This is a genomic window from Mesorhizobium sp. LMG17149, from assembly GCF_024518695.1.
Classification (GTDB): domain Bacteria; phylum Pseudomonadota; class Alphaproteobacteria; order Rhizobiales; family Rhizobiaceae; genus Mesorhizobium.
The window spans coordinates 1-25,376 of the sequence record NZ_JANIFL010000020.1 but is presented as its reverse complement, the minus strand read 5'-3'; the positions used below and the strand labels follow the sequence as shown (position 1 = coordinate 25,376).

Below are 25,376 nucleotides of genomic sequence, written 5' to 3'. Positions count from 1 at the left end.
ATGCAAAAGCACGCGATGCGCGCATGGAGTTCGCCAATGCAACTTGACACCACAGATAGTCGCTCATTGCCCTGCCGGGCATTTCTCCCCGTATAGTGACGGGGAGAAAGAGGCTGGCCGCAACCTCGGCGCCCTTCTTGCGACGCTGGCGATTGGCGAAATCGCCGATGAGAGAACCCCTCTCCCCGTCACTATACGGGGAGAGGATGCCGGCAGGCAGGTGAGGGGCGGCGCCAGCGCCCGTAAAGGGTGACGGGCGAATTTGAAACCTGAAGCGACTGCTCTGGAAGACGGATAGCCAATCCCGTTCTGTCGACTAGCGCCACGCCGCCGCCGATGCGGCGATCAGCATCAGCGATGCTGCGACCATTGCGCAAGTGGCAAAACCAAAGCTGGAGTAGAGCGGCCCGAAGCTGGTGGTGCCGACGAAGACCGCGAGGTAAGTCACCGCACTGTTCAGGCCCATGATCGTGCCGCGCCGCGAGGGATCGAGCGCAGACAGGCGCATTACCAGGACATTCAGGCCGAAATGATTGGCCAGTCCCCAGATTGCCACCATGGTCAAGGTCAGCCCGAAACTGCCGCTCGTCGCCGCCATCGCGACATAGACGACTGCGACCAGAAGATAGGCAAACGGCATGACGCGCCGCGCACCCAGTCTGTCGATGACGCCGTCGAGCAGAGCAGCCGTCCCGAAGCCTATGCCGTAGGCAAGCGCCGCCAGGCCATTGGCGCTCACCGGCTGTCCAAGCCCGACATGAAGATGGTCGCCGAGATAGCCATAGACGCCGTAGAACGAAGTCATGAAGGCCGCGCACGCGACCAGCAGCGGCAGGATTCCGGGAATGCCGAGCGCTTCCAGCGGGGCGGGCGCCGGTCCGGCCTTCCTGGTGTCGCTGAGCGACGTCACTGTCAGCCCCATCCATGCAAGGGCCGCAAGCACCGCGACCGCTGCGAAAACGGCGCGCCAATGCACAAGATCGGCAAGCACGGCCGAAAGCGAAACGCCGGCGACCATGCTGAGCGTCCATCCAGTCAGGACGACGCCGATCGTGCCGCTCTCCCTGCCCGGTGGGGCAATGGCTGCGGCGCTGGCATAGATCGCGGGCATGGCGATGCCGGCAGCGATGCCGGCCAGCAACTGTGCGGAGACCAGCATGGTCACCGTGGGTGCAGCGGCACTTGCGACCAGCGCCAATGCCAACAGCAACAGTGCGCTCTGCAGCATCCTGCGAGCACCGAGCCGGTCGATGTAGCGCGCAAGGAACAGGGCGCTTGCGGAGGTGCCGAGGCCGAACGCTGCCGCCGCAATCATCACGGCCGGCACGCTGGTGCCGAACGACGAGGCGACAGCCGGTGCAATCGGACCCAGCACCAGCGAATTCGAGCCGATGACGGCGATGCAGCCCGTCAGCAGATAGGCAAGCGCCGGGATCGGGGCTCGGGCAGTCAATGGCGCAACTTGATCAATGTTCGACATATCAGCATAATGGCCGTATTCTATTCAGCGGAGAACCGGGAATTTCCCCATGGATGAAGAAACAGATGGCATTCTGCAGAACAGGCCAGCGGCCCGCGATCTCGACGCGATAGACCGAAGAATATTAGGTGTCCTGGTCGATGACGCCACGATCAGCTACGCCGAACTCGGCGATCGCGTCGGCTTGTCGCCACCCGCAGCGCATGAGCGGGTCAAACGGCTCCGTCGCAGCGGCGCTATCCGCAACACAGTCGCCATAATCGATCCCCGGGCGGTGAAAAAGCCTTTGCTTGCCTTTGTCCATATCGACACTAGGGGCTGGGGAAAGACGCCGGAACTGATGGCAGTCTCGCAATATCCCGAAGTCGAGGAGATCCATACGGTCGCCGGTGATACCTGCATGCTGCTGAAGGTCCGCACGGAAGACACCAGAGCACTCGAAGGCCTTTTGGCGCGCCTGTACGAAACGCCGGGGGTCACCTCGACGCGCAGCTATGTGGTTTTATCGACCTATCTGGAGCGGCCGGTACAGCCGGGCATTACCGAGACGTGGCCGACCCCGAAGCATATGGCCGAGCCTCTGTACTAGGGGCGTGGGCTACGCCCGCTCGGGGAACATCGCCTTCAATCCCTCGCGCGATGCCTTGGCAACGCCGCGCTCGGTGATCAAGCCGGTCACCAGCCGCGCCGGCGTCACATCGAAGGCCGGGTTGGCCGCAGGCGTCGTCTCCGGCGAAATGCGCACCTGGGCAATCTCGCCGGCAGCGGTCTTGCCCCAGACCAGCGAGACCTCGTCGGCCGAGCGCTGCTCGATCGGGATCTCGGCCAGTCCGTCATGCACGGTCCAGTCGATGGTCGGCGACGGCAGTGCGACATAGAACGGCACATCATTGTCGGCGGCGGCGAGCGCCTTGAGATAGGTGCCGATCTTGTTGCAGACATCGCCGTCGGCCGTTGTGCGGTCGGTGCCGACGATGACCATGTCGATTGCGCCGCGCTGCATCAGATGGCCGCCGGCATTGTCGACGATCAGTGTGTGCGGCACGCCGTGCCCGGCCATCTCCCAGGCGGTCAGCTGTGCGCCCTGGTTGCGCGGCCGCGTTTCATCGACATAGACATGGACCGGAATGCCGGCTTCTGTGGCCAGGTAGATCGGCGCCGTGGCGGTGCCGTAGTCGACGGTGGCCAGCCAGCCGGCATTGCAGTGGGTCAGGATGTTGACCGGCTCGCCCTTCTGCTTGCGCGCAGCGATCGCCTTGATGATGGCAAGACCGTTCTCGCCGATGGCGCGGTTGAGACCGACATCTTCGTCGGCGATCTCACTGGCCCGCCGATAGGCGGCTGCCGCGCGTTGTTCGGAAGGCAAAGGCCGCAGGAAGCGCCGCATCTCGTCCAGCGCCCAGCGCAAATTGATCGCGGTTGGCCGCGTCTCGTGCAGGGTCTCCCACACGGCATCGAGCGCTGTATCCGACGGATCGTCAGCCATCTGCATGGCGACGCCGTAGGCAGCGGTGACGCCGATCAGCGGCGCGCCGCGTACCCACATGTCGCGGATGGCGGTGGCGATGCCGTCGACCGTGCCGATCGTTTCGATGCGAAAATCATGCGGCAGCCAGCGCTGGTCGATGATATCGACCGAACGGCCGTCGTCGCTCAGCCAGATGGTGCGATAGTGGCGGTCGCCGACGTTCAAATGCTGCTCTCCTGTTCGATCAGCGCGGCCAAATTGTTGACCTCGTCGATGCTGTGGATCTGGCGCCGGTTGACGGCGAGATGGCGGCCGAATCGCAGCGCCTTTGCTTCACAACTGGCGCGCAGATCCTCGTCGGCAATGGTCTCGAAATCGGCATTGTGGGCGAGGCCGAGGATGCGCCTGTGCACCTCGATGCCGGCAAAGCCGAGCAGGTCGGTCCACATCTGGTGCAGCAAATGGTCGAGCGCCTGCTCGGCGCCGAGCCTGTCGCCCTGATCCTCGAACAGGCTCTTCTGATAGAGCATGCCGGTGCGCTCGGTGCGCCATAGATGCGAGAATTCGGCGCGGAACACTGACCATGTCTCGACCGTCACACCGAGCAGATAGGCGCGCATGGCGTCGCGCTTTCCCTCCTCCTCGTGGCCGCGTTGCGAGAAGAACGACATCCAGAAATTGGCGAGCAGCATGCCGACATCGAAAGCCATCGGACCGTAGAAGGCGAACTCCGGATCGATCATCCGGGTTTCGCTGTCGGTGACCATGATCGAGCCGGAATGCAGATCGCCATGCAGCAGCGTTTCGGCATTGGCGGCGAAGATGTGCTTCAGCCGCTGCGCCTCGACCCTGAGGTCGCGGTCGGCGCGCAGATCGGCGACCAGGCCGTCGAGCTGCGGCGAGGTGTGCCGGTTCATCTTGGCGTCGAAATAGGGGTCGGAAAACACCAGGCTCTCGGTGATGTCGCAGAGCTCGACATTGTCGGCGAACAGCGCCAGATCGGCCTTGCGGTCCTTGGCGGCCATGTGCAGGTCGGAGCCGCGAAACAGCGTACGGGCCATGAACAGGCCGATGTCCCAGGCGATGTTCGGCAGCTGGCGGCCGTCGATCAGGGCGCGGCGCAGGATGATGTGCGGCGGCGCAAGATATTCCATGATGATCAGCGCCTGGCCTTCATCGAAATAATGGATCGCCGGCACCGAGCCTGGCGCGCGCGCCTCTTGCCTGGTCAGCGCGTGATATTCGAAGAAGGAGCGCTTCAACGGCAGCGGCCAGCTGTCGCCGACCAGGCGAACATAGGGCAGGGCCTGCTTGACCACGGCTGCACCGCTGGCGCCCTCGACGATGAACACCAGGTTGAGATTGCCGTCGCCGACCTCGCGGACCTTCCAGCGTGTGGTGTCCTTGCCGATCTTCGCGCACAGCGCCTCGTTGCCGCCAAGGCGTGCAGCCAGGGTTTCGACCGATAGGGCTTCGAACGGCAATTTTTCAGTCATCGTCATCCTCCCGCTCATGCGCTCCGAACATAACGGACGCATGGCGGCTGGGCCAAGCTAGGAAGCGATCTGGCAATTGTCAATCGTGTTGACAATTGCCGATGCAGCCCATAGCGTCATGTCAGGGAGGAACGCATGGTCGGTAATGCCGTGTTCCGCGTAGAGGGACTGAGGAAATCCTTTGGCCATAACGAGGTGCTAGGCGGCGTCTCGGTCGAATTGCATGCCGGCGAAGTCACCGTGCTGATGGGCGCCAACGGCGCCGGCAAATCCACCCTCGTCAAGATCATCTCCGGTGTCTACGAACGCGGCGGCGGCACGATGGCGCTCGCCGACCAGGATTTCGCACCGAAAACCCCGGCGGAAGCGATCCGCGCCGGCGTCGTCACCGTGCACCAGAATATCAACGACGGTGTCGTCGCCGACCTCGACGTCGCCACCAACCTGACCCTCGACCGGCTGAGCGGCAGCGGCGCGCCGACCCTGTTCAATCCGGTTCGTGTGCGGCGGGAGGCCAAGGCGGTTGCCGACCGCATGGGGCTGGCCATCGATTTGAAGGCACGGGTGAGCGATCTTTCGCTGGCCGATCGCCAGATGGTGGCGATTGCCCGCGCGCTGGCGCACAAGCCGAAAGTGCTGATCCTCGACGAGCCGACCTCATCGCTGTCCAGCGCTGAGGCAGACCGGCTGTTCGCGCTGATCGACAGGCTGCGCGAGCAGGGCGTGGCGATCCTCTACATCTCGCATCGCATGTCGGACATCAGGCGGCTGGCCGACCGCATCGTCTCGATGCGTGACGGGATTATCTCAGGCATTTTCGACAAGAAACCGCTCGACTATGAAGGCGCGGTCAACGCCATGCTCGGCCGCAAGATCCATCTCGACCAGATCGTCGTCAGGAATTCGGCCAAGGCAGTCCTGACGATCGAGGGTCTACGCATTGCGCCGGGCGCCCGGCCGATCTCGCTGACACTCGGCGACGGCGAGGTTGTTGCCATCACCGGCCTCGTCGGCGTCGGCAAGACGGCGCTTGCCGAGACGCTGTTTGGCGTGCGCCGGCCGCTCGCCGGTACAATGACGCTGAACGGCAGGCCTTATGCACCTGAAACAGCCGGCGAAGCGATCGCTGCCGGCGTGTTCCTGGTCGCCAAGGACCGCGGCGAGAACGGCATCGTCCAAGGCTTCAACATCCAGGAAAATATCAGCCTGCCGTTTCACAAGCGCATGTCGCGCTTCGGCATCCTGAGGCGCCGCCTCGAACGCACCACGGCACGCCGGCAGATCGAGGAGTTGAGCATCGTCTGCCGTTCCGAGAAGGACGAGATGTCGGAGCTGTCCGGCGGTAACCAGCAGAAGGTGATGGTCGCTCGCTGGATGGCGCAGGATGCAAGGCTGTTCATTCTGGATGAGCCGTTTCAGGGCGTCGATATCTCGGCCCGGCGCGACATTGCCGCCAAGCTCAGGGCGAGTGCAAACGGACGCGCCACGCTGGTGTTCGTCACCGAACTCGACGAGGCCCTGGAGACCGCCGATCGCATCCTGGTCATGTCGGAACAGACTATCGTCGGCGAACACCGCAATGCCGATGTCGATCTCGACCGCCTGCTGGCCGAGGTTGCCGGCGGACCGCTGCACAGTGCGGCCTGAGCGCGGGCGATAGGAATTGGAATGGAGAGAGCATGGGTTCGGATTGGATAAAGACGGCAGCAGCGCGCGGGAGCGCCGGATGACATTGCGCGACCACGCCATCCGCTACGGGTTCATCGTGCTCTTGTTCGGGCTCGTCGCCTATTTCTCGATCGCCGCCGACGGTTTCGTTTCGCCGCAAAGTGCCGTTTTCATCTTCCAGTCGGTCGCCATCACCGGCGTGCTGGCGCTCGGCGTCACCGCCACGCTGGTCGTCGGCGGCTTTGATCTCTCGATCGGCTCCGTCGCCACGTCAGCCATGATGGCGGCCGCCTATGTGATGGTGGTGCTGGAGCAGAACGCCCTTGTCGCGGTCGTCGTCTGCCTGCTCATCGGCGCAATTGTCGGCCTGATCAATGGCTGGCTGATCGTCTACATGCGCGTGCCCGATCTGCTGGCGACGCTCGGCATGATGTTCCTGCTCGTCGGCCTGCAGCGCATTCCAACCGAAGGCCGCTCGATCGCCACCGGCATGACCATGCCGGACGGTTCGGTCGCCAGCGGCAAATTCTCCGACGCCTTCCTGGCGCTCGGCCGCCACCGTTTCGATTTCTTCATCCCGAACCTCATTCCGGTGTCGGTGGTGGTCCTGCTCGTGCTCGCCGTGCTGATCTGGTTCTTCCTCGAATACACACGTTTCGGTCGCATGATGTATGCCGTCGGCAGCAATGAGCGCGCCGCCGAACTCGCCGGTGCGCCTGTCAAGGCATACAAGATCTGGGCCTACGTTATTTCAGGAGTTTTTGCCTCGATCGGCGGCATTTTGCTCGCTGCCCGGCTTGGACGCGGCGACATCGCCTCGGGTAATAATCTGCTGCTCGATGCGGTCGCCGCGGCACTGATCGGCTACGCGGTGCTAGGTGCCGCCAAGCCGAACGCCTTCGGCACTGCCATCGGTGCGCTGTTCGTCGGCATCTTGCTGCAAGGCCTGACGATGATGAACGCGCCTTACTATACGCAGGATTTCGTCAAGGGCGTGGTTCTGGTCGTCGCCCTTGTCTTCACCTTTGCGCTTTCGGGCAGAGGCCGGAGGTAGCTTTCGACCGGAACAGGATTTTGGGTTCAACAAGAGTGGAGGAAAACAAAGTGAGCATTACAAGAAGACTTCTGGGGAAGGTGGCGCTCGGATTGGCCGGCGCAACCATGCTGATGCAGGTCCCGGCTTTTGCCGCGGACAAGCCGGCGCCTTTCGACAAGCCCGGCGTGAAGATCGCGCTGGTGCGTTATCTCTCGACCGGCGACTTCTTCCAGGCCTATCTGTCGGGCGTCGAGGCGCAGTCGAAGGCGCTCGGCATCGACCTGCGTGTCCTCGACAGCCGCCAGGATGCCGCCCTTCAGTCCGACATGGTCGATCAGGCCATCGCGCTTGGCGTGCAGGGCATCATCATCCAGCACGGCCTGACGGAATCGATGAAGGACGCCGCCCAGCGTGCGGTCGACGCCGGCATCAAGGTGGTGGCGTTCGACGTCAATGTCGAGAATCCCAAGATCCCGCAGATCGAACAGTCCGACCGCGACCTGGCGCGCCTCGCGCTCGAGCAGGCTGTCAAGGACAATGGCGAGAGCTGGAATGCCGGCTATGTCTATGTCGCCGGCATCGCGCCGCTCGATCGTCGCAACGAGACCTGGGTCGACGTGAAGAAGAAATATGCCGGCATCAAGGAAGTCGCGATGTTCGGCACGCTCGACAATCCGATTGCCAACTCCGTCGCCAACCAGGCGCGTTCGGTGCTGACGGCGCATCCCGACATCAAGGTGATGTTCGCTCCCTATGACGAATTCGCCAAGGGCGTGAAGATCGCCGTCGACGAAGCGGGCTTGAACAAGGGCATCAAGATCTATTCGGCCGATATCTCGACGTCCGATATCGCTGCGATGCGTGAGCCCGACAGCGCCTGGGCCGCGACCGCCGCGACCAATCCGGCCGTCGTCGGCCAGGTTTCGGTGCGTGCGCTGGCGCAGCTGCTGGCCGGCGAAGATCCCGGCCACAACGTCGTCGTGCCGCCGACGCTGATCACCCAAAAGGACCTCATCGACAAGGACATCAAGAACATGGAAGACCTGTCGGCCAAGCTGCCGCAGTTCGCCCATGCCGATGTCGCGATGCCGGCCTGGATGCCGAACCCGAACGCCAAGTAGGTTTCGCTATCGAAGGCCGCCTGCAGCCGCTTGCTGCAGGCGGCCTTTTTGCCGAATATCTGCAGCCGGCGCCAGGCTCCGGCCCAAGGTACGGTGCTTATATGGAAGTCCAGGCGGCAATCGAGGAAGACCTGTCCGGCGCCCTCGCCGGAACCTTGTTTCGATGCCCGCAGGCCACCACCGGTGTCGTGGTGTTGGGTGGGTCGAGTGGCCGCATCGATGTCGGGCGCGCACGGCTCTTTGCAAACCAGGGTTCGTCGGCCCTTGCCCTGCGATGGTTTGGCGGTGAGGGACAGCCTCCTGGAATATGCGAAATTCCCCTCGAAACCTTCTTTGCGGCGACCGACTATCTCATTGGAACGGGATGCCACCGCATCGTCTATGTCGGCACATCCAAGGGTGCCGAGGCCGCATTGTGCGCAGCGGTCCATGATCAGCGTGTCAACGCTGTGGTCGCGATCAGCCCGTCATCGGTGGTTTGGGGAAATATCGGCGCGGGCCGGGATGGCGTCAGTTGGCCTGAACGGTCCTCATGGTCGCTCGAGGGTATTCCCCTGCCATTCGTGCCGGCAGATCCGGATTGGGCTCCCAAGCAGGTGGATGGTCTGGTGTCCTACAGCGGGTTATTCGAACGCAGCATGAAAACCTTCAAGCGGGAGGCGAATGCCGCGACCATTCCCGTGGAAAAGATATCGGCCGAGGTTGTGCTTGTCGCGGGTGGCGACGATGCGCTGTGGCCCTCCCTATGGTTCGCGGAAGAGATTGTCCGGCGGCGCGGCAAAGCCGGCAAGGTCACCCACCTCGTTTCATCGCCGGATACGGGGCACCGTATTCTCTTGCCGGGGGAAACCACGCCGCGCTCGGTGTCGCATGAGCATGGCGGCAGTGACGAGGCTGATTCGAGGCTGGGAACCAGGGCCTGGAAACACATTCTAGAGTTGCTGTAGCAGGGGTTTAGCGGCGGCCGAAGGATGCTGGTCGTTCCAGAAGTCGAGCACAGTCGAGATTATTGCCTCCGGCGCGTCTTCCTGAACGAGATGTTTGGCATTTGGAACCGTGATGAACGGCGCACCGGGAATGCGGCGCGCGAGTTCTCGCCCGTCGTCGAGCGGAATCCACTCGTCGTCTTCACCCCACAGGATCGTCACAGGGCAACGTATCTCGCCGTATCGCCACTCGACCTCTCGACTGTACTTGTCGTCCATCTGTGCGATCTGACGCCAAAAAGCCTTCTGTCCCTCGTCTCCAAGCCATGGCTGCAGATAGAGCTGCATTTCGTCCGCGCGCAACGCGTTCGCGACAGAGCCGCCGATATAGGCGCGAAGCATGGCTTCATGGATATAGGCCGGCAGACCGGCAAACGCTTTCTCGTGTTCTTTTGCCGCTTGAACCAAGGGCGATCCCTGAGGGCTGATCGCGACCGGATCAATCAGCACCAGAGAGCGATAATCGAGCCCGTTGAGCAGGTGGCCGCGCAACGCGACGGAGCCGCCGAAGTCATGCGCCACGATGTCGGGCCACTCCAGCTCCCAGTGAGCGTAGAGCGCCGCAAACAGCTCGTTTTGAATCCCGCGCGACACGTCCGCGTCGGGCTTGGCGGATTGCCCGTAGCCGAGCATGTCGAAATAGTAGATCCGGCGCCGCTGCCCGAGCCAAGCTGCAAGGCGCCGCCATTCCACCGACGAGAACGGGGTACCATGAAGCAAGACCGCCGGCGGGCCGTCGCCGATCGTTCCCCATGCGATCGGGTGACCCGAAAAAATAAAGCGTTCGGGCAGGGACCAGTCATCGGTTGGCATGAGGGAACTCCTGCTTGACCTTGCTCGATCTCAATGGCCGGTCGGGTCGAAAGTTCCCAACCGCCCCTTCTCGAGCAAGCTTCGGAGTTGCACCGCACCTTTCGTCTGGACGGATCTCTACGTCAGCGCAGCGCTGCCGCGATATTCCCGCCGTCGACCGTTGTCACATCGGCGGTGGTGCGGTCGGCCAGCGCGTGATGCAGGAAGGCCTGCGCCACGTCCTGCGCCGTCACTTCCTGGCCGAGCAGATTGCCGGACATGTAGTCCTTCTCCGACACGCCCCGCGCGCCCGAACGGCTGGCGATCATGGCGTCGGTCAGAAGCCCCGAGCGGATGCGGTCGGCGTTGACGGCGTTGGAGCGGATGCCATGCGCGCCATAGTCGAGCGCGTATTGCCTGGACAGGAACAGTGTCGCCGCCTTCGGCACGCCATAGGCGCCGAACTTCGGGCCGGGGTTGACCGCCTGTTTGGAGGTGTTGAACAAAAGCACGCCGCCTGTGCCCTGCTCGAGCATGATGCGCACGGCATTCTGCGCCACCGATTGGTGGGCGAAGAAATTAAGCTCGAAACTCTTGCGCAGGAGTGCGTCGTCGAGCTCGCCGATGCGGCCTTCCCAGGCGGCGCCGGCATTGGAAACCAGGATGTCGACACCGCCGAACACGGCGACCGCCCTGTCGAAGGCGGCACGCACCTGCGCCGGGTCGGTGATGTCGGCGGCGACGCCGATCGAATTGTTGCCGGCCTTCTTCGCCGTCTCGGCTGCCTTTTCGGCGTCGAGATCGACAACGACGGCATGGGCGCCATTGTCGGCGAACAATTTGGCTGTCGCTGCACCGATCGCGCCGGCGCCGCCGGTGATCAGCACGACCTGGCCAGTCAGTGGCTTCGGCTTGTTGGAGGCGAGCTTGGCCTGTTCCAGCGACCAGTATTCCAGCGGGAACAGATCGGCCTTGGACAGCGGATGGAAACGGCCGACCGCCTCGGCGCCGCGCACCGCCTCGATCCACATCTCGCCGACATCCGAGGCGATCTTCGCGTCCTTCAGCGTGCGGCCATGGCCGAACATGCCGAGGCCCGGCACCAACGTCAGCCGCGGCATCTGGTCGAGCATGGTGCGCTTGACGTCGTCGAGTGCATCATTGGTTTCGAAATAGGCGCGATAATCCTTGGCGAACGCGTCGACATGGCTCTTGATCACCGCCTTGTAGTCACCGGCCTTGTCCTCATCGGGCGCCGGCAGCGCCATTGGGCCGGTCTTGATGCGGATCGACAGATCCGGTGTCGACACACCGCGTCCGGCATAGTCGGCGACCTCAGCCGAATTGATGAAATCGACAATTGCCGGCGAAGTGCGAAAATCGCTGATCATGCGGTCGAAGCGGCCTTCGCCGCGCGCTACCGCCACCGCGCCGCGCAGCATCGGCGCGATGGACGCCGGTGTCGCGAGGCTTGCCGGCAAGGCCGCCTTTGCGGCCTTCGGCTTGCCGCTTGCGGCAATGAAGTCCTCGGCGACATTCACATAGTGGATCATCCGGTCGTAGGCCTGTTTGGCGTTGTCGCCGAAGGTGAAAATGCCGTGCTTGTCGAGGATCAGGCCCTCGACGTCAGGGTCGGCGTCGAAGATATCTGCGGCCGCCTTGGCGAGGTCGAAGCCGGGCATGATGTAAGGCACGTAACCCATCTTGCTGCCGAAAACCGTCCTCACCAGGGGCTTGGAGTCCTCCTGGTCGACGATGGCGAGGATGGCGGTCGAGTGCGTGTGGTCGACGAATTTGTGCGGCAGGAAGGCATGCAGCAGCGTCTCGACCGACGGGTTGGGCGAGGACGGATCGATGAGGTTGACGCGTTGCAGGGCAACCATGTCCTCGTCGGCCAGCCTGTTCAGCGCGCGCGCCTTGAGCAACGGCTTGAGCTTGACCGCCGGCAGGCCCTGCGGCTCGATGACGCCCATGTCCCAGCCGCTGCCCTTGACGCACAGCACGTCCCACTGGTCGCCGACAAGATCGGTTGCCGTCGTCTTGCAGGAAGTGTTGCCGCCGCCATGCAGGACCAGCCGTGGTTCGCCGCCGAGCAGCCGGGTCGTGTAGACGCGCAGTGCCAGGTCGCGGCCGACACCCTTTTTCGCGTAGTCGGCGACGAGTTTTTCGGCTGTTTCGTCATTCCACAAATTGTTCATGTTCGCTTCGTCCGGTTGTTTGTCTTGATGGTGAAACAGGATTGCCGCGACGCTTTGATGACAATGCGCCGGCGGCGGAGAGGAGGATTTCTAGGAGGCCTTTTCTGTCGTGGCAGCCGCATGATCCAGGAGCCGCTGCGCCATGTGCGCGCCGACCACCAGATGCGTGCAAAGGCCGCCCGCGATCGCCGCGAGCAGCGGTTCGAACTTGCTGTCCTCCTGCACCACCACCAAACGCCTGGCGATGGCGCGCAGCGAGGCAAGCTCGGCGGAGATCACCCGGCGGTTATAACTGCAGCCGAGCACCTTGCCTTCGGCGTCTATGATCTGCCCGGCAATCACGCCGGCAGCGCCTTGGCTGCGCAGATCCGCCATTTCGCTTGGCGTCAGCGCGCCGCATTTGACCAGATGGCTGTCGGCGTCGACCGCGCCGACCGAGTATAACGCCAGGTCGCATTCGCTGACACCCGACAATTGTTCCCGGATCACTGGCTCGGCACGCAGCGCCCGCGCGAGTTCTTCCGTCGACAGCACCAGCGGCGCGTAGAAATTGAGCCCCTTGGCGTTGAGCCGCCGCGCGATTTCCATGGTGCATTGGTCGGGCCGATAGGAATAGGGTGCGCCGAGATTGCCGCAGAGCTGCACCACCGTGACATCCTGCAGATCGGCATAGGACATGACGTCGGCGATCATGTAGACGGTGCGGCCCCAGGCGACGCCGATGCGGTCGCCCTTCTTGACCAGTTCGAGAAAGACGCTTGCCGCCAGCACGGCGATTTCCGTCGATGGGTCGGCAATATGATCATTCTCCGGTGCGATCCAGACGGCGTCGAGGCTCAACGCATCCTCGAGCTTGCGCGCCAGAACGTCGTCGGTGAAAAGCTGGGTCGAAGTCGAGATGTTGACGATGCCGGTCTCGCGCGCCTTGCGCAGATACATGGCGACCGAGGCACGGGAAATGTTAAGCTGGCTCGCCACCTGGTCCTGCCGCAGGCCATGGGCATAGTAGAGCCAGGCGGCCTTGTGGATGAGTTGTTCTGCCGGTCGGATCGCCATGCCGTCTCCTCGGCTGACATTATTCACGGCTCTCGACAAAAGTCAAACTGGGCAGAGGTATGCGATACTCCCGCTTACGCCGAATCTGGTTCATCATTGTGCCGAATGCGCTCTGTCGTGGCATCGTTTGTGGTGACGCGGCCCGAGCCTGTGATTAGAACGTCTGAAAGAAAATCGCGGGGAGCATGGGATGGGCAGTCCTTACGAACAGGATCTCGACAAGAACGCGGCCAACCATCAGCCGTTAACGCCGCTCACCTATCTGGAGCGCGCGGCCAAGACCTATCCCGACCAGATCGCCATCATCCATGGCCGCCAGCGCATCGACTATCGCACTTTCTGGCAGCGGTCGCTGAAGCTTGCCTCGGCGCTCGACAGGCGCGGCATCGGCAAGGGCGACACCGTCACCGTCATGCTGTCAAACACGCCGCCGATGCTGGAGGCGCATTTCGGTGTGCCGATGACCAAGGCGGTGCTGCATTCGCTCAACACCCGCCTTGACGCGGCGGTCGTCGCCTTTCAGCTCGATCATGCCGAGACCAAGGTGCTGATCGTCGACCGCGAATTCTCCGGCGTTGTCAGGCAGGCCCTGGAACTGACCAAGGTCAAGCCGCTGGTCATCGACTATGACGATCCCGAATACGCCGACGACGCGCCGTATCCGAAGGGCGAGCGGGTTGGCACGCTGGACTATGAGGCGTTTGTCGCAGGCGGCGCCGAGGATTTCGCCTGGGCGATGCCCGACGATGAGTGGGACGCCATCTCGCTCAACTACACTTCCGGAACGACAGGCAATCCGAAGGGCGTCGTCTACCACCATCGCGGTGCCGCGCTGATGGCCTACACCAACACCATTCATGCGGGCATGGCCAAGCACGCCGTCTATCTCTGGACGCTGCCGATGTTCCACTGCAATGGCTGGTGCTTTCCCTGGACGCTCGCCGTCCAGGCCGGCACCCATGTCTGCCTGCGCTGGGTGCGGCCGAAGCCGGTCTACGATGCGATCGCCGATCACGGCGTCACCCATCTGTGCGGTGCGCCGGTGGTGATGTCGGTGCTGATCAATGCCAGGGAGGAGGACAAGCGCGAATTCCCGCAGACTGTCACCTTCAACACCGCGGCAGCTCCGCCACCGGAAGCGGTACTGTCGGGGATGGCCGATGCCGGCTTTGCCGTCACCCATCTCTACGGCCTGACCGAGACTTATGGCCCGGCGGTCGTCAACGAATGGCATGGCGCCTGGGACGATCTCGAAAAGGGCGAGCGCAGCGCCAGGAAGGCGCGGCAGGGCGTGCGCTATGCGGCGCTCGAAGGCCTGACCGTCATGGATCCCGAGACGATGCGGACGACACCGGCCGATGGTGAGACCATCGGCGAGGTCATGTTCCGCGGCAACATCGTCATGAAGGGCTACCTGAAAAACCGCAAGGCGAGCGACGAAGCCTTCGCTGGGGGCTGGTTCCATTCCGGCGATCTTGGCGTCATGCACCCCGATGGCTACATCCAGTTGAAGGACCGCTCCAAGGACATCATCATCTCCGGTGGCGAGAACATTTCCTCTATCGAGGTCGAGGACGCGCTCTACAAGCACCCGTCGGTTGCCTCTTGCGGCGTCGTCGCCAGGCCCGACGACAAATGGGGCGAGGTGCCTGTTGCCTATGTCGAGCTGAAGCCCGGCAAGGTCGCGACCGAAGCCGAGATCATCGATCACTGCCGCGCGCTGCTTGCCCGGTTCAAGGTGCCGAAGGCGGTCATCTTCGCCGAAATCCCGAAGACCTCGACCGGCAAGATCCAGAAATTCCGGTTGCGCGAGATGGCGAGGGGGACTTAAGCCTCGTCGCTGCTCCAGTTACGACCTTTGCGATTAGGCAAAGCCTCCGCGACTTTCGTCGGTTCCCTGTCACCATCTGTCACCATTCGTACGTGTACACCGAATCCGCATTGACAGGTCGCTCTTTTCAATTTACGAGTGACGAAAATCGAAATTCATCACTCGTAAATCGATAGAGGATCATGTCCGAAGCCGCCACCATAGTCGCCGAAGCCGCCCGACAGGAAAATGTAACGCGCATTCTCGATTGCGCCGAGCGCCTGTTCCGGCACTATGGCTACGGCAAGACCAATGTCGCCGACATCGCGCGTGAGCTCGGCATGTCGCCCGCCAACATCTACCGTTTCTTCGCCTCCAAGGTCGAAATCCACCAGGCCGTCTGCGGCCGTATGCTCGGCGCCAGCTACAAGATGGCCTACGAGATCTCGCGCCTGCCGATCAGCGCCGAGGAGCGGCTTAGGCGTTACGTGCATGCGCAATACAAGATGACGATGGAGGTCATGCTCGACGACCAGAAGGTCCACGAGATGGTCATCGTCGCCCTCGAACGGGACTGGGGTGTGATCGACAAGCATGTCGACAGCATCCACGACCTGTTTGCGGAGGTGATCCGCGACGGCATCGAGGCCGGTGAGTTCAGACAACAGGACCCGGTGACCGCGTCGCGCTGCTTCGGTGCCGCAACGGTCATCCTGTGCCATCCGCAAATGGTGGCGCAGTGCCTTGCCAAGACCAACCGGGCGATGCCCGACGATCTGATCGACTATGCGATCAGAGCTCTGAAGTAATAGCCCCCGCCAGCCGGTTGTCGACCATTCATCTCCAGTCGGAGTACCAAGATGTCTTTGTCCAATTCCATCCTTCGCAAGCTGCCAGTTGCCGGCCTGATCGTCGCCACTCTCGGGCTTGCCGGCTGCAGCCAGGAAAAAGCCGAAGTCAAGGATATCATCCGTCCCGTCAAGGTTGTCGAGATCGCGAAGGTGCACGACACCCGCACGCTCTCCTATTCCGGCTCGGTGCGAGCCCGCACCGAGAGCGCTCTGGCGTTCCGCGTCAATGGCAAGATCACCGAGCGCCTCGTCGATATCGGCCAGCATGTGGCCGCGGGCGATGTGCTCGCCCGCATCGATCCCATTGACTACGACCTCTCGGTCAAGAGCGCGCAGGCAGCGCTCGATGCCGCCGAGCGGCAGGTCGAGACTGTGGAGCTTGCCCGCAAGCGAGCCGAGCAGCTTTTTGCCAAGAATTTTGCCCCGAAATCACAGCTCGAACAGGCGACCTTGACCTATGACCAAGCGGTCGCCACGCGTGATTCCGCCCTTTCGACACTTGCTCAGGCGAAGAACCAGGTCGGCTATACCGATCTCAAGGCCGACAGGGATGGCATCGTCACCACGGTCAGTGCCGACGTCGGTCAGGTCGTCGGTTCCGGCACGCCGGTTGTCACTGTCGCCGTCGACGGCGAGAAGGAAGTGCTGATCGCCGTCCCCGAAATGGAAATCGCTGAATTCAGGCCGGGCAAGGCAGTCAAGGCGGGCTTCTGGTCCGACGATGCGCTGGCGCTCGATGGCAAGGTCCGCGAAGTCGCCGGCAGCGCCGATCCGCAGTCACGCACCTTTGCCGTCCGTGTCAGCCTGCCAAACGATCCGCGTGTGCTGCTCGGCATGACCGCCAGCATCGAAGCCTCGGCGGCCAATGAGCGGCAGCTGGTCTCGATCCCGCTGAGCGCATTGGCCGAGCAAGGCACCCAATCGATCGTCTGGACCGTCGATCGTGGCGCCGACACCGTTCATGCCCGTCCGATCAAGGTTGCCGAGTTCGCCGCCGATGGCGTGCGTGTCGCAGAGGGTTTGAAACCCGGCGATGTCGTGGTCGCCGCCGGCACGCAATTCATGACCGAAAACCTGAAGGTGAAGCTCGCTGGTGATGCGGCGCTGCAATCGGCATCCGCGGCAGACGGCGACGCCAAGCAGGTGCGCTGACGACAGACAACCGGCTGCGCGTTCCCGCAGTCGTTGGTTTCCGGGCGGCAGGCGCCCGACCGAGACGCTCGATTGATGTAACCCCCACATCGATCTCGCGTCCCACCGCGATGAGTGCTTCTCCGCTCGGAGAGCCTTGCCGCCCGGAAGCCACTATGAAACCTCGATTTTGTTGCGCTAGATAGATGGACCAGCGTCGATGACCAATTCCACGGAAGAGAAGCGGCCCTTCAACCTGTCGCGCTGGGCAATCGGCCATCCCGCCATTGCGCGGTTCCTGTTCGGCCTGATCATCATTTCCGGCGCGCTCGGCCTGATGCGTATGGGCCAGAAGGAAGATCCCGATTTCACCTTCCGGATCATGGTCGTCCAGGCGATCTGGCCGGGCTCCTCGATCAAGGAGATGGAAGACCAGGTCGTCAACAAGATCGAACGCAAGCTGCAGGAAACGCCGCATCTCGATTTCGTGCGCTCCTTCACCCGCGCCGGCAGCGCCATCATCACCGTGCAGATCAAGGGCGACACCAACACCGCCGAGGTGACCGACGCGTTCTACCAGGTGCGCAAGAAGGTGGGCGATATCCAGGGCGACCTGCCGCAGGGCCTGCTCGGCCCGTATTTCAACGACGAGTTCGGCGACACCTTCATCACCTTGCATTCGATCAGCGGCGACGGCTTCAGCTATCCCGAACTGAAGAAGTTCGCCATCCAGGCGCGCGACATGCTTTTGACGACGCCCGGCGTCGAGAAGGCCGTCATCATCGGCGACCAGCCGGAAAAGCTCTATATCGACGTCTCGTCCAAGGCCCTGGCCGAACGCGGCCTGACGCTGACCGATCTGCAGAATGCGATCAAGGGACAGAACAATGTCGACCCGGCCGGCTCCGTCGATACCGGCACCAACTCGGTACGCATCTCCGTCGAGGGCGATGTCGGCAAGGTCGAGGATATCCGGAACCTGCGCCTGCGCGCCGGCGGCCAGGTCACAAGGCTGGGCGACATCGCCACGGTGACCTCGGGGCTGGAAGATCCGTTCCAGCGCAAATACCGCTTCAACGGTCACGACAGCGTGCAGTTGGGCGTCGTCATGGCCAAGGGCTTCAAGGTTACCGACGTCGGCAAGGATGTCGAGGCCACCTACAAGCGCTTCGAAGAGGCGCTGCCCTACGGCGTTGCGGTCGACCAGATCTCCGACCAGCCGGGCGTCGTCACCGATGCGGTGGCCGAGTTCATGCATGCGCTCGGCGAAGCGTTGCTGATCGTGCTCGTCGTCTCGTTCCTGTCGATAGGCTGGCGTTCCGGCCTGGTCATCGCCATCGCCATCCCGCTGGTGCTGGCTGCGACCTTCGCCATCATGTACGAACTCGGCATCGACCTGCAGCGCATCTCGCTCGGCGCGCTGATCATCGCGCTCGGTCTTCTGGTCGACGACGCGATGATCGTCGTCGAGATGATGGAGCGCAAGCTGGAGGAGGGAATGGTCAAGGTCGAGGCGGCGAGCTTCGCCTATTCCTCGACCGCTTTTCCGATGCTGACCGGCACGCTGATCACCACAGCCGGCTTCATTCCGGTCGGCTTCGCGGCCTCGACCGCCGGCGAATATGTCCGCACCCTGTTCTATGTCGTCGGCATCGCGCTGATCGTCTCCTGGTTCGTCGCGGTCTATTTCACGCCATGGCTTGGCAACATGATCCTCAAGCAGCGCAAGCATGCCGGCAGCCATCACGATGTCTTCGACACGCGTTTCTATCGCCGGCTTCGTGCTACCGTCAGCTGGGCCGTGCGCCATCGCATCATCGTCCTGGTGATGACGCTGGTCACCTTCGGCACCAGCCTGTGGGCTTTCCAGTTCATTCCGCAGAACTTCTTCCCGCAATCGTCGAGGCCGGAAATCCTCGTCGACCTTTGGCTGCCGGAAGGCACCAGCATCAAGGAAGTCGAGGCGCAGGCCAAGGCGCTCGAAACCAAGATGATGGACGACAAGGACAAGCGTTTCATCGCCACCTATATCGGCGAAGGCGCGCCGCGCTTCTTCCTGCCGCTCGACCAGCAGCTGAGCAACCCCAACTTCGCCCAGCTGCTCGTCATGGCCAATGACGAACCGGCCCGCGAACGGCTGATCGTCAAGTTGCGCACCGTTCTGGCTGAAGACTTCCCATCCATCCGTGCCAAGGTCGATCGTCTGTTCCTCGGCCCGCCGACCGGCTGGCCGGTGCAGATGCGCGTCATGGGACCGGATCGCCAGGAAGTGCGCCGCATCGCCGACCAGGTGAAGGCGAAGTTCCGTGAGGATCCGCTGCTTGGCGCCGTGCATGATGACTGGCTGGAGCCGGTTCCGGCGATGAAGCTGGTCATCGACCAGGATCGTGCCCGCGCACTCGGCGTCACCTCGCAGCGCATCCGCCAGATGCTGCAGGCGGCAATGTCCGGCGCGCCGCTCGACGACTTCCGCGACGGCGAGGAGACGGTGTCCATCGTCGCCCGCGAGCCGGATGCCAGCCGCAGCCTGCTGTCCTCGGTCGACTCGGTCTATATCCCGACCGACTTCGGTGGCTTCGTGCCGCTGTCGCAGGTTGCCAAGGTGGTGCCGGTTCTGGAGCAAGGCATCGAGTGGCGCCGCGACCGTCTGCCGACCATCAGTGTGCGGGCAACGCTGCCCGACGGCGTGCAGTCCAATGACGTCGTCACCAAACTGTACAAGGATATGCAGGGCCTGCGTGACGGATTGGCGCCCGGCTACAAGGTCGAGATCCAGGGCGGTGCGGAGGATTCGGCGGAAAGCCAGGCTTCGATCGCCGCCAAGGCGCCGATCATGTTGGCCGTCATCGTCGTGCTTTTGATGATCCAGCTGCAGAACTTCGGCAAGGCGATGCTGGTGCTGGCGACCGGTCCGCTTGGCATTATCGGTGCTGCTGCGGCACTCTTGATCAGCGGCGCGCCGTTCGGCTTTGTCGCCATTCTCGGCGTCATCGCGCTGCTCGGCATCATCATGCGCAACTCGATCATCCTGGTCGACCAGATCGACCAGGACATCGCCGCGGGCATGGACCGCTACGAGGCGATCATCGGTTCGGCCGTTCGCCGTTTCCGGCCGATCACGCTGACGGCGCTGACGGCGGTGCTGGCGCTGATCCCGATCTCGCGCGGCGTCTTCTGGGGTCCGCTCGCCTACGCCATGATGGGCGGCATCCTCGTTGCCACGGTGCTGACCATCCTGGTCCTGCCTGCCGGGTACGCCCTGTTCTTTGGCCGGGAGCCGAAGAAGCGCGGGGCGGAGGGGCGGACCGACGATCTGGAACTGAGCCAGGAAGCCGAAAAGCCACAACTGGCACTGGCCGCCGAATAGATCGATCACGCCAGTCGAAAAGGATCGGGCGCGCCGAAGCGCGCCCGATCCTTTTCACTTTTACGAGGTCAGATGACGAAGAACCAGTTGGCGAGCAGCATCACCACCACGCCGGCGACCAGGGTCAGATAGGGCAGTATGCCCGCCTTTTTGACCGAGAGGTCGGCCCCCGTCATGCCGAGATCGGCCAGCATGTGGTCGGGGAACTTGCCCTTGTCCTGGATGTAATGGCGGAAGCAGAACACCGGGATAATCAGGGCTGCCGTGATCAGGCCAGCCCACAGCGCCATCGGGTTCCACACCTTGGCGCCCGCGCCCATGAAGATCATGTTGACATAGGCGAAGATCGCGCCGACGCCGAGCAACCAGCTCGGTGCTTTCCAAGGCCGGGCGATATGGCCGTTGTCGATGCGGTGGATCCAGCCGGCATTGAGGTTGAGGAAGTTGAAGATGATATAGCCGCAGTTCGACACGGCGAGGATGAAGAAGAAGCTCGTCGCGTCGGCAGAGGCGATGGCCAGCACGATCAGGTTGAAGACGAGATCGGTCCACATTGCCCGCGTCGGCGCGCCATGTTCGTTGACATGGCTGAGATAGCGCGGCAGCCAGCCATCGACCGAGCCCTGGTAGAGCGTGCGTGAAGAGCCGGCCATGGCCGTCATGATGCACAGAACCAGAGCCAGGATCATCAGCATCACCAAAAGGCTGTGGATCAGTGCGCCGCCGCCGACCATGCCGGCCAGCGCGTCGGCTACACCGGAGCCGTCGACGATCGGTGTCGCCAGCATGCCGTTGAGGCCAAGCACGCCCTGGAAGGTGAACGGCACCAGGATGAACAGCAGCATGCACAAAAGGCCGGAATAGAAGATCGCCTTGAACGTGTCGGTGCCCGGGTTCTTGAACTCCGAGGTGTAGCAGACGGCGGTCTCGAAACCGTAGGTCGACCAGGCGGCGATGAACATGCCGCCAAGCACCAGCGTCCAGCCGGCAATGTTCCAGGCGCCGGGTTCGGGCGCGTAGGCTGCCGCCAGCGGCACCAGCGGCGAAAAATTCGCCCAGTTGATCTGGCCGGTGACGATCGGCACGACGCCGACGATCAGCATCGGGATGATGACCAGCAGGCCGATATATTTCTGCACATTGGCAGTGCCGAGGATGCCGCGATGCTGGATGGCGAAGATGATCAGCATCAGCACCGCGCCGATGAAGAAGGTCGCGTTGAGGGTGAACGAGACCGGCCCCAGCGTGTGGCTGTAGAGCGTCCAGTTGCGGATCACCGGCGTTGCCGCGGTGGTCACCGCCGTGATGGCGTCGGCGGCACTCGTCCCGGCATGCGCGGCGATATAGGCGACGACTTCGGGCGAGGCATCGGTGAACAGCGGCACCGGCGCCAACGCGTTGAGGATATAAGCTGCGGCGATCGAGCAGCCGAGCGACAGCACCGGCGACCAGGCGAACCAGTTGCACCAGACCGATAGCGGCGCGATGAACTTGGAATAGCGCAGCCAAGCGGTGGCGCCGTAGATCGACGCGCCGCCCGACTTGTTTGGAAACAGGCCGGCGATTTCGGCATAGGTGAAGGATTGCAGGAAGCCCATGATCATGGAGAAGATCCAGATCGCGAAGGCCAGCGTGCCGGTCGTGCCGGCAATGCCGCCGATCGAGAACAGGACGAGGGCAGGCACGCCGCTCGCCACCCAGAAGGCGCCGCGCCAGTCGATATTTCGGTGCAACTTGCCTTCGGCAAGCGGCTCCAGGACAGTCGTTATCGTGCTCATATGTCTTTGTTCCCCATTTTGATGTTCCCCGTTCGTGACCGCCGCGGCTTCGCGAGGCTTCACCATCGACGCATGCATTGATCGACTGCCGGTGTTTCCACTCAGTCGTATTTTTTTCTTAGGAGTGAAGATTGATCCGGCGCGCTTTCAGGTCAAGCGATTTGTCGCGCCGTGCACATCCCGCTTGCGAAACATGTCAGCTTGACACTGCCGCGGGCGGATTGTTCAGAAAAGGACGAGGGGCTTGAAATGAAAAACCCGCCGGAGGCGGGTCGCGGCGCAAATCAGCACCATGGACGAATATGTAGCATAGCTGCCCTCAGCAGGTCAAGGAAAAAATTCCTATCACGAACTGCCAGCACGGCCTCACTGTCTTGGGAGGAAGGACGTCAGGAGCGTGGTTTGGTCTTTTGCGGATCGTAGTGGGCGAAGGCGACGACGCGCGCCGGCAGCCGCTTGGCATGGCCGTCGAGCTTGCCGATCTCGACCTCGGTACCGACAGCTGAATGGGTGACATCGAGCCTGGCCAGCGCGATGGTCTTGTTCAGCACCGGCGAGCGCATGCCCGACGTGACGACGCCGATCTGGGCGCGGCCGACATGCACGCAATCGCCATGGCCGACGTCGACATTGGCGTCGATGTCGAGGCCGACCAGCTTCGTCTGCGGGTGCTCCTTGCGGCGGATTAGCGCCTCGCGGCCGATGAAATCGTCGGTCTTGCTCTTCAGCGGCACGGTGAAGCCGATGCCGGCCTCGAACGGATCGGTCTGGTCGGAGAATTCGTAGCCGGCGAAGATCAGCCCGGCCTCGATGCGCACCATGTCCAGCGCCTGCAGCCCCATCGGCTTCAGCCCATGCGGCTGGCCGGCTTCCCAGATGGCGTCGAACACCTTTTCGGCGTCGCGCGGATGGCACCAGATCTCGTAGCCGAGTTCGCCGGTATAGCCGGTGCGCGAGACGACGACCGGAATGCCGTTGCCGCCACCAATGCGGGCGACGGCGAAGCGGAACCATTCGAGCTCGTCGATCGACGGCTGCAATGGCGAAGTCCAGATCACTTCTCGCAGGATGTCGCGGCTCTTCGGACCCTGGACGGCGACGTTGTGCATCTGGTCGGTCGACGAGCGCACCAGCACGTTGAGGCCGAGCTTCGTCGCCGTCTCGCGCAGCCATTCGCCGGACAGATCGTCACCGCCGACCCAGCGGAAATTGTCCTTGCCGAGCCGCAGCAGGGTGCCGTCGTCGATCATGCCGCCATGCTCGTAGCACATGGCCGAATAGACCACCTGGCCGACACCGAGCTTCTTGACGTCGCGGGTCAGCGTGTATTGTAGCAGCGCCTCGGAATCCGGGCCGGTGACCTCGAACTTGCGCAGCGGCGACAGGTCCATGATCACCGCGTCCTGGCGGCAGGCCCAGTATTCCGCGATCGGCCCGTCCTTGGCGAAGGAATTGGCGAGCCAATAGCCCCTGTACTCGCCGAAGTTGCGGGTGTGCTTGGCAAAGCTCGAATGAAAAGCTGTCTCGCGGGTCATTTTCTGTTCCGAATCGGGCGTCATGCGTCTGGCGATCGCTCGCGAGAATTTGTGCTGGCCGGAATAGGTCCGCACATGGATGTCGGTCGGGTTCCAGCCATTGGCCGGCGTCGTGTCGTCGGGGCAGGCGGAGGACACGCAGACGATGTCGGTGAGCGCCCTGAGCAGCACATAGTCGCCCGCCCGCGACCACGGCTCGTCGGACACCATGACGCCATGCGCGTCGATCGCCGTGTTGAAGAAGAAGTTGATCGCCATCCAGCCCGCGCGGGGATTGACGCCCTTGCCGGCCAGAGCGCCGTTGAAATTCTCCGAGCAGTTGGTGTGGCCGGGATAGCCGATGTCGTCGTAATATTTGGCGGCGCAGGCGAGCGCGAAGGCGTCGTGCCGGCCGCATGTGTCCTGCACCACCTCGACCAGTGGCTCCATGTCCTGGTCAAAGTATTTGGAATGCAGGCCGGGCATCGGGTAGCTCGCACCCATCAGCGTGCGAGTCGTCGTCACGTCGAGCGGATGATCCAATCCCCTGTCCAGCTTGCGCGCCGAAAAGCACTGGAAATCGGTGCACTGGCGCCCGTCGACATCGATGATCTGGAGATAGTCGCCAGCCTTGACGAAATAGGATTCCGCCGTCGCCGAATGGACGCGCAAATCGAGAACCGGGTCGGCCAGCGGATCGGCCAGTAGCGATTTCGCCGCCGGGCGGATCGTGGCGCGGCGGACGATGGCAATCAGCGGCGTCGCCGTGTCGTGGCCATCGACCAGCATCGGCCCGCCGGGGGCCGCAATCAGCATCGCGCCGTCGCGCGCGACCGTGAAAGCCTGCTCGGTGCCGGCGGGTGTCGCGCCGCCGAACACGCGAACCGCCTTGGCATGGTCAAGCTGCACCTGCCGGCGCGCGAGCCCGCTCCGTAGCGATGCGAGGCTGTCGTCGTCCTCGGCCAATAGCGCCTTGATGCCGGCAGCGTTGCTGTTCGATGCTTCACCAAAAATGCCGGGATCGGTCGCGCCGCTCCTGTCCCAGGCCAGCAACTCGCAGGCCTGGCCGCCCTCGACATTGCGCACGGTGACCGTGTCGCCGGCCTCGATATCGATGAGCACCGCGCCATTGCCATGGATCGTATAACGCTCCATGCCCGGCGGCAGCGTGATCTGGCCGGGCCTCAGGATGAGGCTCGGCCGCGGCGGTCCGGCAGCAATTGCGGGGTAGGGCGACTGGCTCATTTCAGCCTTGCGGTTCGAGAAACAAGGTTGCCTGTGTGTGAAATTATTTTAGCGGTAAGAATAGCAGTGCGCGTGCGTTTGGCAAGGCGGAGCTTGACCGTCGGTGCAATCGCTCGGGCTTGAACTCGCCACTCCGCCTCGCCTTCGGAGCGTCGGCGCTGCCCCTCATCTGCCTGCCGGCATCTTCTCCCCGTGAACGGGGCGAAGGACGCTGTCCTCATCGGTTTCGCCAATCGCCAACGGTGCAAAAAAGTGCCGGCTTTGCGGTCCAGCTTCTTTCTCCCCGTTTACGGGGAGAAATGCCCGGCAGGGCAATGAGCGACTATCTGTGGTGTCAAGTTGCATTGGCGAACTCCATGCGCGCATCGCGTGCTTTTGC

At 63.0% G+C, this 25,376-nt stretch carries 18 protein-coding genes; 9 read left to right on the top strand and 9 right to left on the bottom strand.

The features are described 5' to 3' along the window. Positions 1–316: 316 nt before the first annotated feature. Entirely contained in the window at positions 317–1,480 is a 1,164-nt protein-coding gene (locus tag NP945_RS31485) for an MFS transporter (protein ID WP_256748497.1), read from the bottom strand. 49 nt (positions 1,481–1,529) lie between these two features. Here NP945_RS31485 and NP945_RS31480 point away from each other — a divergent pair, with 49 nt between their 5' ends. Continuing rightward, positions 1,530–2,069, top strand: a complete 540-nt coding sequence (locus NP945_RS31480) for an Lrp/AsnC family transcriptional regulator (protein ID WP_127320961.1) — start codon at positions 1,530–1,532, stop codon at positions 2,067–2,069. A gap of 9 nt (positions 2,070–2,078) precedes the next feature. Here the strand turns inward: NP945_RS31480 and mtnA are convergent, their stop codons facing one another. Then, positions 2,079–3,173, bottom strand: a complete 1,095-nt coding sequence (mtnA, locus tag NP945_RS31475) for an S-methyl-5-thioribose-1-phosphate isomerase (protein WP_256748496.1) — start codon at positions 3,171–3,173, stop codon at positions 2,079–2,081. Next, a complete protein-coding gene (mtnK, locus tag NP945_RS31470; protein ID WP_256748495.1) occupies positions 3,170–4,444 on the bottom strand; it encodes an S-methyl-5-thioribose kinase in 1,275 nt (424 codons plus the stop codon). Before mtnK ends, mtnA begins: the two co-directional genes overlap by 4 nt. Before the next feature lie 135 nt (positions 4,445–4,579). On the opposite strand from mtnK, the gene NP945_RS31465 reads away from it, so the two are divergent. From NP945_RS31465 to NP945_RS31450, 4 genes are all read left to right on the top strand, one after another. After that, the gene (locus NP945_RS31465) at positions 4,580–6,091 is read left to right on the top strand and encodes a sugar ABC transporter ATP-binding protein (RefSeq protein WP_256748494.1); all 1,512 of its coding nucleotides are present in this window, start codon (positions 4,580–4,582) and stop codon (positions 6,089–6,091) included. Positions 6,092–6,170: 79 nt separating this feature from the next. After that, entirely contained in the window at positions 6,171–7,166 is a 996-nt protein-coding gene (locus NP945_RS31460) for an ABC transporter permease (RefSeq protein WP_127270087.1), read from the top strand. 50 nt (positions 7,167–7,216) lie between these two features. After that, positions 7,217–8,269 carry a substrate-binding domain-containing protein gene (locus NP945_RS31455; RefSeq protein WP_023808755.1) on the top strand — a complete coding sequence of 351 codons (1,053 nt, stop codon included), beginning with the start codon at positions 7,217–7,219 and terminating at the stop codon, positions 8,267–8,269. A gap of 101 nt (positions 8,270–8,370) precedes the next feature. After that, positions 8,371–9,216, top strand: coding sequence for an acyl-CoA thioester hydrolase/BAAT C-terminal domain-containing protein (locus tag NP945_RS31450; RefSeq protein WP_256748493.1), 846 nt, complete (start codon positions 8,371–8,373; stop codon positions 9,214–9,216). On the opposite strand, the gene NP945_RS31445 is transcribed toward NP945_RS31450, so the two are convergent. The 3 genes from NP945_RS31445 to NP945_RS31435 form a co-directional block, all read right to left on the bottom strand. Beyond that, on the bottom strand, positions 9,202–10,068 hold the full coding sequence (locus tag NP945_RS31445) for an alpha/beta fold hydrolase (protein WP_256748492.1): 867 nt from the start codon (positions 10,066–10,068) through the stop codon (positions 9,202–9,204). The genes NP945_RS31450 and NP945_RS31445 overlap by 15 nt on opposite strands. A 122-nt stretch (positions 10,069–10,190) precedes the next feature. Next, on the bottom strand, positions 10,191–12,245 hold the full coding sequence (locus NP945_RS31440) for a bifunctional aldolase/short-chain dehydrogenase (RefSeq protein WP_256748491.1): 2,055 nt from the start codon (positions 12,243–12,245) through the stop codon (positions 10,191–10,193). Between the two features lie 90 nt (positions 12,246–12,335). Next, a complete protein-coding gene (locus NP945_RS31435) occupies positions 12,336–13,301 on the bottom strand; it encodes a sugar-binding transcriptional regulator (protein ID WP_127381942.1) in 966 nt (321 codons plus the stop codon). Positions 13,302–13,491: 190 nt separating this feature from the next. Between NP945_RS31435 and NP945_RS31430 the strand changes: the two genes are divergently transcribed. From NP945_RS31430 to NP945_RS31415, 4 genes are all read left to right on the top strand, one after another. Further along, on the top strand, positions 13,492–15,132 hold the full coding sequence (locus tag NP945_RS31430) for an acyl-CoA synthetase (RefSeq protein WP_256748490.1): 1,641 nt from the start codon (positions 13,492–13,494) through the stop codon (positions 15,130–15,132). Positions 15,133–15,314: 182 nt separating this feature from the next. Next, the gene (locus tag NP945_RS31425) at positions 15,315–15,920 is read left to right on the top strand and encodes a TetR family transcriptional regulator (RefSeq protein ID WP_027036073.1); all 606 of its coding nucleotides are present in this window, start codon (positions 15,315–15,317) and stop codon (positions 15,918–15,920) included. 51 nt (positions 15,921–15,971) lie between these two features. Continuing rightward, positions 15,972–17,114, top strand: a complete 1,143-nt coding sequence (locus NP945_RS31420) for an efflux RND transporter periplasmic adaptor subunit (protein WP_127269134.1) — start codon at positions 15,972–15,974, stop codon at positions 17,112–17,114. A gap of 199 nt (positions 17,115–17,313) precedes the next feature. Then, complete coding sequence (locus NP945_RS31415; protein ID WP_127328496.1) at positions 17,314–20,460, top strand: efflux RND transporter permease subunit; 3,147 nt, start codon at positions 17,314–17,316, stop codon at positions 20,458–20,460. Between the two features lie 68 nt (positions 20,461–20,528). On the opposite strand, the gene NP945_RS31410 is transcribed toward NP945_RS31415, so the two are convergent. The 3 genes from NP945_RS31410 to NP945_RS31400 all read right to left on the bottom strand — a co-directional run. Next, on the bottom strand, positions 20,529–22,238 hold the full coding sequence (locus tag NP945_RS31410) for an APC family permease (protein WP_127270074.1): 1,710 nt from the start codon (positions 22,236–22,238) through the stop codon (positions 20,529–20,531). Positions 22,239–22,627: 389 nt separating this feature from the next. Continuing rightward, on the bottom strand, positions 22,628–24,997 hold the full coding sequence (locus tag NP945_RS31405) for a DUF1989 domain-containing protein (protein ID WP_256748489.1): 2,370 nt from the start codon (positions 24,995–24,997) through the stop codon (positions 22,628–22,630). 165 nt (positions 24,998–25,162) lie between these two features. Beyond that, the coding region (locus tag NP945_RS31400; RefSeq protein WP_206640120.1) for a hypothetical protein at positions 25,163–25,376 on the bottom strand (214 nt) is incomplete at its 5' end.

Bases quoted from the DNA above. Each gene is read 5' to 3' on its own strand.
- NP945_RS31485 (WP_256748497.1), bottom strand. From the start codon at position 1,480: ATGTCGAACATTGATCAAGTTGCGCCATTGACTGCCCGAGCCCCGATC.
- NP945_RS31480 (WP_127320961.1), top strand. From the start codon at position 1,530: ATGGATGAAGAAACAGATGGCATTCTGCAGAACAGGCCAGCGGCCCGC.
- mtnK (WP_256748495.1), bottom strand. From the start codon at position 4,444: ATGACTGAAAAATTGCCGTTCGAAGCCCTATCGGTCGAAACCCTGGCT.
- NP945_RS31465 (WP_256748494.1), top strand. From the start codon at position 4,580: ATGGTCGGTAATGCCGTGTTCCGCGTAGAGGGACTGAGGAAATCCTTT.
- NP945_RS31460 (WP_127270087.1), top strand. From the start codon at position 6,171: ATGACATTGCGCGACCACGCCATCCGCTACGGGTTCATCGTGCTCTTG.
- NP945_RS31450 (WP_256748493.1), top strand. From the start codon at position 8,371: ATGGAAGTCCAGGCGGCAATCGAGGAAGACCTGTCCGGCGCCCTCGCC.
- NP945_RS31445 (WP_256748492.1), bottom strand. From the start codon at position 10,068: ATGCCAACCGATGACTGGTCCCTGCCCGAACGCTTTATTTTTTCGGGT.
- NP945_RS31440 (WP_256748491.1), bottom strand. From the start codon at position 12,245: ATGAACAATTTGTGGAATGACGAAACAGCCGAAAAACTCGTCGCCGAC.
- NP945_RS31435 (WP_127381942.1), bottom strand. From the start codon at position 13,301: ATGGCGATCCGACCGGCAGAACAACTCATCCACAAGGCCGCCTGGCTC.
- NP945_RS31430 (WP_256748490.1), top strand. From the start codon at position 13,492: ATGGGCAGTCCTTACGAACAGGATCTCGACAAGAACGCGGCCAACCAT.
- NP945_RS31425 (WP_027036073.1), top strand. From the start codon at position 15,315: ATGTCCGAAGCCGCCACCATAGTCGCCGAAGCCGCCCGACAGGAAAAT.
- NP945_RS31420 (WP_127269134.1), top strand. From the start codon at position 15,972: ATGTCTTTGTCCAATTCCATCCTTCGCAAGCTGCCAGTTGCCGGCCTG.
- NP945_RS31415 (WP_127328496.1), top strand. From the start codon at position 17,314: ATGACCAATTCCACGGAAGAGAAGCGGCCCTTCAACCTGTCGCGCTGG.
- NP945_RS31410 (WP_127270074.1), bottom strand. From the start codon at position 22,238: ATGAGCACGATAACGACTGTCCTGGAGCCGCTTGCCGAAGGCAAGTTG.
- NP945_RS31405 (WP_256748489.1), bottom strand. From the start codon at position 24,997: ATGAGCCAGTCGCCCTACCCCGCAATTGCTGCCGGACCGCCGCGGCCG.